Origin of the sequence: Wolbachia endosymbiont of Madathamugadia hiepei (assembly GCF_013366855.1) — a bacterium.
Lineage (GTDB): Bacteria > Pseudomonadota > Alphaproteobacteria > Rickettsiales > Anaplasmataceae > Wolbachia.
The window spans coordinates 1-6,149 of sequence record NZ_WQMP01000058.1 but is presented as its reverse complement, the minus strand read 5'-3'; the positions used below and the strand labels follow the sequence as shown (position 1 = coordinate 6,149).

The window sequence follows — 6,149 nt, the reverse complement described above, 5'->3', positions numbered from 1 at the left end:
CATCTTTTCTACGCTTATTTCATATTCCATGCAACCCAAAAAGCCCTCTATTTCCAGCTCTTTCTTTATCGGCTAATCCATAGTTAGCGTTTTAGATGCGCTACTTTTATCCATCGATTGAAAATTTTGAATGTGTTACTACCCTTTCTATTAATCTTATCTTTAATTGCCGAATTCATTGGAGTCGGTATTTCCATACCTAGCTTTCCAGATATGGTGCGCTATTTCAATGTATCAAAAGGTACAATTCAGTTGACCGTTTCTTATCATTTCCTAGGCTTTTGCATAGGAGGGTTGTTTTTTGGTCCATTTTCTGAATGCTATGGCCGGAGGAGAATTATGATCGTAGGCAACGCCTTGTTATTAATAGGTGCTGTTGGCTGCGTTTTTGCGCCGTCGATTTTTTGGCTTTTAACCTCTCGCTTTATTCAAGGTATAGGTAGCAGTACATCCGCAATCGTACTTGCAATTGTTGCAGACAACTATAAAGGTAGCAAGGCGGTGAAATTTATCGGAATTATGAATTCTGTTCTCGTAGTTGTTCTGGCAATTGTGCCAATCTTAGGTAGTCTCATCAATGAAATCGTAGGATGGCGTGGCAATTATGCAAGTGTTGCAATAATTTGCTTGATCTCTTGGTTTTTTTGCTCTTAGCGTTACCAGAAACAGGAAAAGGTCGTGATATTTTCAGTTTGAAAAAAATAATGAAAGATTACATAAAATTATTGTCTAGTTCAAAATTTGTGGTGCTATCTTTGATACTAGGCCTGTTTTCTGCTGCTTATATGTCATTTATCACTTGTGGGCCTTTTTTATACATGGAGACTTTTGGTTTACCTAGCGCTATTTACGCATTACATCAAGGTGCAATAGTTGGATGCTTCTCACTTGTCAGCCTATTTGCTAGTAAAATCCTGCAGAAATTTGGAGAAATATGCTGTGTCATTTCTGGTACGAGCGTGTTGCTATCGGGTCTCTATTGCTTGTGATATTCAGTGTAACTGTGCCACATTCTTCTTACTTAATGACACTATCTATGATTGTCTTTTGTATTGGCTATGCAACTTGTCAAGCAGTTATTTTTAACATATCAATGAATATTTTTCCTGAAATCAAAGGTATAGCTTTTTCTACAGTCTCATCTATTAGAACCTTGATTATGGCTATTGTTATCGGCTTGGTGAGCTGTGTTTACAACGGTCAAGTAGCTAGTGTAGCTATTCTTGTTCTATCTGCAGTAGTGTTAGGACTTATTTTTACTGCCTATTTATTGCTTTTAAAAGATCCTGTGTAATTGTTCTATTGTGGCTTTAACTCTCTCCCGCCAACCTTTCTGCTTCGTTGCGTGAAATTAATGCCTCAATAAATTCGTCTAGTTCGCCCTCTTTTATAATTTGCTCTAGCCGATGTGAAGTCAGATTAATTCTATGGTCTGTTATTCTTGATTGTGGAAAGTTATAAGTTCTTATGCGTTCAGAACGATCTCCAGAGCCTATTTGGCTTTTCCTCATTGTTGACCTTTCCATTTCTTTTTTTTGTCTTTCAATTTCATATAATCTTGCTCTCAATACTTTCAGCGCTTTAGCTTTATTTTTGTGCTGCGATTTTTCATCTTGCTGTATTACAACTATTCCTGTTGGCAGGTGAGTAAATCTTACTGCGCTGTCAGTTGTGTTTACTGACTGTCCTCCAGGGCCGCTAGACCTGTAAACATCTATTCGTAGATCTTTTTCCTCTATTGTAAAATCAACTTCCTCAACTTCAGGTAATATGGCAACAGTAGCTGCCGAAGTGTGCAGCCTTCCCGAGGATTCAGTTTCTGGTACCCTCTGCACCCTGTGTACTCCCGATTCAAATTTCAACCTTGCAAAAACTTCTGTGCCGTTGATAAGTGCAGAAGCTTCCTTATAACCACCTATACCTGTACTGGAAATGCTTATTGGCTCAAATTTCCAATTTCTCCTTTCTGCATATTTTTGGTACATGCGGAATAACATTGCTGCAAATAATGCCGCTTCTTCTCCTCCTGTACCTGCTCTGATTTCTAATATTGCGTTTCTTGAATCGTCTTCATCTTTAGGCAATAGCGCTAATTTCAGCTTGGCTTTTACTTGTGGTAATGATACCTTTTGCTTCTCAAGAAGTTCTTCTTTTGCTAACTCTTTTATATCATATTCGCTATTTTCATCTTTGATTATTTCCTCTAAGTCTGAAATTTCTTCTTTCAGCGTGTTGTATTCATCGATTATCCGGATAATCGGCCTGAGCTCAGAGTATTCTTTTGAAAGGTTGATAAATTCTTTTTGACTTAAATTGGTAGGATTTTCTAATCTCCTTTCTATATCATTAAATTTTTTCTTCAAATCTTGTAAATTGTTTTCTATATCCATAAAGCTCAGATCTAATATTTTAACTACTTAAGTAAACAATATATGCTTGAAATAAAAAATTTTTTACACCAAGCAATAACATTATAATATAAATACTATCTTAGATATTTCTATACATAATGGCAAGAAGGATGACATCAAACAGCAATTTTATGTTTGGAGCTTCAGACATAAAATCATTACCAGATGAATCGGTTCCAGAGATTGCGTTTGCCGGTAGATCAAATGTAGGAAAATCCAGTTTAATTAACTTACTGATAAACAGCAAAAAAGCTGCCAGAGTTTCTTCTAAACCTGGATGCACTAGACAAATAAATTTTTACTCTATGTACAATGACAAGTTCAGACTTGTTGATCTGCCAGGGTATGGCTATTCTTGTGCAAGCAAGGAAGAAACAATGCAATATTTAGATCTGATTGAGTATTATTTAGCTCAAAGAAGAAGCCTAAAAAGAGTATTTGTGCTGGTAGATAGCAAAGTAGGGCTAAAAGAAATAGACAAGGACTTTATTTATTGGTTAACATATAATAATGTTAACTTTGATGTTGTGCTAACAAAAATAGACAAAGTAGGTCAAAAAAATCTCGATGCCATTCTAGAAAGTATTCAAAAATGGGTTAATAATGAGAATGTGTCAATTCATCAAATAAGCACCCGTGCTAAATGTAAAATAGTCAAGGTAAGGGATGAGTTTTTCAAGTTTACAAGATAAAGAAATGAAGAGCAGTGAATTTTCAAATGGTGGAATACCATTTAAACAAAAAGCAGAAATGTTGCTTGAAGTGCTGTCTAATATACCCAACTTTGTCGGCGAAACTTTTGTCATCAAATGCAGCAGTATGACAATCTCAGACAGAATGCTCCTCAATGCTTTTGTGCACAATGTTGTCTTGTTGAAACAGCTTGGTATAAATCCAGTCATAGTTCATGATGGAGAGTGTGAAATTAATTCTGTATTAAAAACCTTAGGTATGGATAGTAAGTTTGTAAATGATATCAGACTTACAGACAAAGATACCGTAAAAATCATTGAAATGGCGCTATGTGGTTCAGTTAATAAAAAAATTGTTCAGCATATAAATGCTGCTGGTGGTTCAGCCATTGGGTTATGTGGAAAAGATGGCAGCCTAATAAAAGCTGAAAAGATAAGCACTACGCTTAGGGAAAATGGATCAAACAATATCGAAAAAATATTAGATATGGGGTTTATCGGAGTACCAATTGAGATCAATCCTGATATACTATTTTTTGTTGAGGAGTCAGATTTTATACCAGTTATTGCGCCTATTGGTCATGGAGGAAATGAAGAAACATATCACGTTGATGCCGATAGTGCTGCAAGTGCGATAGCAATTGCAATTTCTGCATCTAAAATGGTGACCTTTAGTGATGCAGATGAAGAAATAGATAAAATTGGTGGTAGAAAGATATCTGTTAAAAGTTTAAATGCATCAATTAATTGCGGTAAAATTAAAGGAGAAAGGCTTATTGAAAAACTTATAACGTGTGCCAAAATGGTGGAAGAATGTGCCGGAACTGCTCATATAGTTAATGGTAGAATACCTAATATCCTGATTGATCTATTTACTGAAGATAATTTGAGTGTATCAATTGTGAATGATTTGTAGCTACACTACTTACAACTGTAAGAATGTTTAAAGTCTGGAAACAATTTACATAATAGATGGTGTCGTTCCAGTTTGTGACGCACATCTGTACGAACATTGTGATTTGTAGGTAATTTGCGTAGCAGACCTACTTGGATGACATCATTATAGAATGAACCAGCGCCATAGCCGGTGCTTCTTCCTCGTTATCCCTATGGACAAGTTTGCATATAGGATTTTGTACTTGAGCAAGATTATATCTTGAAAAAATTAAGCTTTAGTGCTATGAAGTACTGTAGCTTCTATGCTTATACTGACTATGAATGTAGAAAATAAGAAAGCACACAGTGCTAAGATAAAATTACCGGTATTTCTTGATTATCAGTCTACTACTAAAGTAGATTCTCGTGTTTTAGAGATGATGATACCTTATTTTGGTGAGTTTAGTAATGCACACTCTCGTAGCCATTCATTTGGTTGGGCTGCTGAAGAAGCAGTGGAAAAAGCAAGGAAGCACATTGCCGGTCTGGTAAACGCAGATAGCAAAGAAATTATTTTTACCTCAGGTGCAACCGAGTCAAATAACATGGCAATAAAGGGTGTTGCTCACTTTTATAGGAACAAAGGAGACCATATAATAACTGTCTGCACAGAGCATAAGTGCGTTTTGGATTCTTGTCGGCATCTGGAGAATGAAGGCTTTAAAGTTACATATTTGCCTGTCAAGCAAAATGGAATTATAGATTTGTCGAAACTCGAAGAAAAAATCACTGACAGAACAATTCTGGTTTCAGTGATGATGGCAAATAATGAAATTGGAGTAGTACAGCCTGTCAAGGAAATTGGTGCAATATGTAGGAAGCATAATATATTTTTCCACACAGATGCTGCTCAAAGCTTTGGAAAAGTGCCGATCGATGTTAATGAGATGAGCATTGATCTCATGAGCCTTTCTAGCCACAAAATTTATGGACCAATGGGGATAGGTGCATTATATGTCCGGAGAAAGAATCCTCGTGTTAGGCTGACACCACTGATTAGTGGTGGTGGACAGGAGAGAGGTATGCGTTCCGGAACAGTTCCAACTCCTCTTGCAGTTGGTTTTGGTGAAGCAGCACGTATTGCTAAAGAAGAAATGGAAACAGAAGCAACCAAGTTGGAAGAACTGAGAGATATTTTGTACAGCAAGATAAAAGAAACATTTCCTGATGTTGTTTTAAATGGTGATTATGAAAATAGAATTCCTGGCAACCTAAACTTAAGTTTTCCCTACGTTGAGGGCGAATCTCTCATCATGGCAATCAAGGATTTGGCGGTAAGTTCCGGTTCTGCATGCACATCTGCATCTCTTGAACCTTCCTATGTCATACGGTCACTAAACAATGGCCATGACCTTGAGCATTCATCAATTAGATTTGGCCTTGGCCGATTTACCACTAAAGATGAAATTTTATATGCAGCAGATCTTATTGCTAAAAATGTTGGGCGACTGAGAGAAATGAGCCCACTTTGGGAAATGGTGCAAGAAGGAGTAGATTTAAACACCGTGAAATGGGACTCTCATTAGATCTACCTGCTTTCTGATTTTGCGTCAACGACTTGCTTGTGCTTCTCCCAAGTATTCTGCGGTGCTCATCTGCGTTTTTCCTCAAAATTTTTTACCATAAATTGGTCATAAAAGAGATCTACTTTTTCGTTGACTTACATATATTCTATAATCAGCATAGAATATATAAGTAAATAATGGTTATCGATATGACTTATGGAATGCACAGTAGGCAAGAGCTTTATTCAAAATGTCCAGAAGCTGATTATTGGACAAACGAAAGTGAGGAGTATGTTTTATGTGGCCCTTTATCTTTTTTAGAAGAAGGCTCATTCTCAGTAGAGATGCAACCTACTGAAAATGAGAAGCAGTTTGCTGAAGGCTTTCTTGCAAGATTCGATAAAGAGCTTGATAATGAGGTAGAAAATATAAAAAGGGAGAGTGCTCAAAAAAATCAAGAGAGTAATGACATAGATAATAATCTAAAGGGTATTAAACGCGTGGTAGACAAATACCTAGTCTCTGTGAAAAAAGTTTATCATGAGAAAATAAGGAAAGATGTAGCAAAAACTGGTAGTTTAACTTAGCTAAAAATAGAGAAACTA

General features: G+C 36.4%; 8 protein-coding genes. 7 read left to right on the top strand and 1 reads right to left on the bottom strand.

Annotated features, from left to right (window positions below):
• The first annotated feature begins 132 nt into the window (after positions 1-132).
• The 3 genes from GO685_RS05545 to GO685_RS05535 are packed head-to-tail and all read left to right on the top strand — an operon-like array spanning position 133 to position 1,294.
• Entirely contained in the window at positions 133-654 is a 522-nt protein-coding gene (locus GO685_RS05545; RefSeq protein ID WP_343033209.1) for an MFS transporter, read from the top strand.
• 50 nt (positions 655-704) lie between these two features.
• The gene (locus tag GO685_RS05540) at positions 705-989 is read left to right on the top strand and encodes an MFS transporter (protein WP_246226371.1); all 285 of its coding nucleotides are present in this window, start codon (positions 705-707) and stop codon (positions 987-989) included.
• Between the two features lie 14 nt (positions 990-1,003).
• Positions 1,004-1,294, top strand: coding sequence for a hypothetical protein (locus tag GO685_RS05535; protein ID WP_246226369.1), 291 nt, complete (start codon positions 1,004-1,006; stop codon positions 1,292-1,294).
• A gap of 16 nt (positions 1,295-1,310) precedes the next feature.
• On the opposite strand, the gene prfA is transcribed toward GO685_RS05535, so the two are convergent.
• Positions 1,311-2,390 carry a peptide chain release factor 1 gene (prfA, locus tag GO685_RS02925; RefSeq protein WP_175937506.1) on the bottom strand — a complete coding sequence of 360 codons (1,080 nt, stop codon included), beginning with the start codon at positions 2,388-2,390 and terminating at the stop codon, positions 1,311-1,313.
• Positions 2,391-2,506: 116 nt separating this feature from the next.
• Here prfA and yihA point away from each other — a divergent pair, with 116 nt between their 5' ends.
• From yihA to GO685_RS02905, 4 genes are all read left to right on the top strand, one after another.
• Entirely contained in the window at positions 2,507-3,103 is a 597-nt protein-coding gene (gene yihA, locus GO685_RS02920) for a ribosome biogenesis GTP-binding protein YihA/YsxC (protein ID WP_410543292.1), read from the top strand.
• Positions 3,104-3,107: 4 nt separating this feature from the next.
• Positions 3,108-4,019, top strand: a complete 912-nt coding sequence (gene argB / locus GO685_RS02915; protein ID WP_175937508.1) for an acetylglutamate kinase — start codon at positions 3,108-3,110, stop codon at positions 4,017-4,019.
• 298 nt (positions 4,020-4,317) lie between these two features.
• The gene (locus GO685_RS02910; protein ID WP_175937507.1) at positions 4,318-5,565 is read left to right on the top strand and encodes an IscS subfamily cysteine desulfurase; all 1,248 of its coding nucleotides are present in this window, start codon (positions 4,318-4,320) and stop codon (positions 5,563-5,565) included.
• A 176-nt stretch (positions 5,566-5,741) separates the two neighbouring features.
• Complete coding sequence (locus GO685_RS02905) at positions 5,742-6,131, top strand: hypothetical protein (protein WP_175937504.1); 390 nt, start codon at positions 5,742-5,744, stop codon at positions 6,129-6,131.
• The last annotated feature ends 18 nt before the right edge of the window (positions 6,132-6,149 follow it).

Excerpts from the sequence above, each read along its gene's own strand:
- GO685_RS05540 (WP_246226371.1), top strand. The coding sequence starts at position 705 with ATGAAAGATTACATAAAATTATTGTCTAGTTCAAAATTTGTGGTGCTA.
- prfA (WP_175937506.1), bottom strand. The coding sequence starts at position 2,390 with ATGGATATAGAAAACAATTTACAAGATTTGAAGAAAAAATTTAATGAT.
- argB (WP_175937508.1), top strand. The coding sequence starts at position 3,108 with ATGAAGAGCAGTGAATTTTCAAATGGTGGAATACCATTTAAACAAAAA.
- GO685_RS02910 (WP_175937507.1), top strand. The coding sequence starts at position 4,318 with ATGAATGTAGAAAATAAGAAAGCACACAGTGCTAAGATAAAATTACCG.
- GO685_RS02905 (WP_175937504.1), top strand. The coding sequence starts at position 5,742 with ATGGTTATCGATATGACTTATGGAATGCACAGTAGGCAAGAGCTTTAT.